The sequence below is a fragment of the Streptomyces otsuchiensis genome (assembly GCF_004305975.1).
GTDB lineage: Bacteria > Actinomycetota > Actinomycetes > Streptomycetales > Streptomycetaceae > Streptomyces > Streptomyces otsuchiensis.
Map to the genome: position 1 here is coordinate 1 of NZ_BHZI01000502.1, position 1,691 is coordinate 1,691.

Below are 1,691 nucleotides of genomic sequence, written 5' to 3' on the forward strand. Positions count from 1 at the left end.
GTCCCCCGCCGTCCCCCGCCGGCCCCGCCGGCCGCTCAGGTCCGGTAGGACTCCAGCAGCCACAGCCAGACCTCGCTGATGGTCGGGTAGGCGGGGACGGCGTGCACCAGCCGCTCGATCGGCACCTCGCCGACCACGGCGACCGTGGCCGAGTGCAGCAGCTCCGCCACCCCCGGCCCGGCGAAGGTGGCGCCCACCAGGTGCCCCCGGTCGAGGTCGACCACCATCCGCGCCCTGCCCGTGTAGCCGTCCGCGAAGAGCGCGGCGCCCGCGACCGCCCCCAGGTCGTAGTCGACCACCTTGGTACGGCGGCCCTCCGCCTCGGCGGCGGCGGCCGTCAGCCCGACCGAGGCGACCTCCGGCAGGCTGAAGACCACCTGCGGGGCGCCGGCGGTGTCCGCCGTGGCCGCGTGCGCGCCCCACGGACGCATGTCCAGTCCGGCTTCCGCGAGTTCGGCGCCCGGGCCGGGCCGGGCGATGATCGCGTCACCGGCGATGCGCGCCTGGTACTTCCCCTGGTGGGTGAGGAGCGCGCGGTGGTTGACGTCGCCCACCGCGTACAGCCAGCCGTCGTCCACGCCGGTCACCCGGCAGCTGTCGTCCACGTCCAGCCAGCCGCCCGGCTCCAGCCCGACCCGCTCCAGGCCGAGGTCCTCGGTGCGGGGAGCCCGCCCCGTCGCGAAGAGCACCTGGTCGCCGACGACCTCGCCGCCGTCCTCCACCGCCACGGTGACCGGGCCGCCCGCGGACTCCCGTCGCACGGCCGTCACCGAGGCCCCCAGTCGCACCTCCGCGCCGGCGGCGCGCAGCGCGTCGGCCACCAGCTCCCCGGCGAACGGCTCCATCGACGGCAGTAGCCCGTCCCCGCGCGCCAGCAGCGTCACCTGTGCGCCGAGCGCCTGGTACGCCGTCGCCATCTCCACGCCGACCACGCCGCCGCCGACCACCACCAGCCGGTCCGGCACCGACTCGGCGCTGGTGGCGTTGCGGCTGGTCCACGGCTTCGCCTCGGAGACGCCCGGAAGGTCGGGCACCACGGCGCGGCTCCCGGTGCACACGGCGACCGCACGTCGCGCGACCAGCTCCCGGCTCCCGCCGTCGGAGGTCTCGACCGTGACCCGGCGCGGGCCGCTCAGCCGCCCCGTGCCCCGGACCAGCGCCACCCCGACCGAGTCCAGCCACTCCACCTGCGAGGAGTCGTCCCAGTCGTGTGTGAAGTCGTCCCGGCGGGCCAGCACCGCCGCCGTGTCCAGGGCGCCGTCCCCCACGGCCTGCCGCGCACCGGCGACCGAGCGGGCGTCGTGAAGGGCGGCGGCCGGACGCAGCAGCGCCTTGCTCGGCATGCACGCCCAGTAGGAGCACTCGCCGCCCGCCAGTTCGTTCTCCACGATCACCACGCTGAGCCCCGCCTCGGAGACACGGCCGGCGAGCACCTCGCCGACCGGTCCGGCGCCGATCACGATCACGTCAAAGCTGTCGGCGTCGGTCCGCTCCGCCTGCTCCGCCATGCGGTCCACCTTTCGTCCCGGGGCCGAGTGCCCGTGCCCGGCTCCATCCTTCCGCCCCGCGCCGCACCCGGCCACGGAAGCGGGGCCATCGGCGTGTGTCGCGCCACTCGGGTGTCCGCGTGGATGCGAGGTGGGGCGGTGCGAGGTGGGGCGGTGCGCGACGTGCGAGGGCGGGCCGGGGCG

General features: G+C 76.6%; 1 protein-coding gene. It reads right to left on the reverse strand.

Annotated features, from left to right (window positions below; translation table 11 throughout):
- Positions 1-35 precede the first annotated feature (35 nt).
- Positions 36-1,508: a dihydrolipoyl dehydrogenase family protein gene (locus E0D90_RS25470; RefSeq protein WP_130800269.1), complete on the reverse strand. Its 1,473-nt coding sequence runs from the start codon at positions 1,506-1,508 to the stop codon at positions 36-38.
- Positions 1,509-1,691 lie beyond the last annotated feature (183 nt).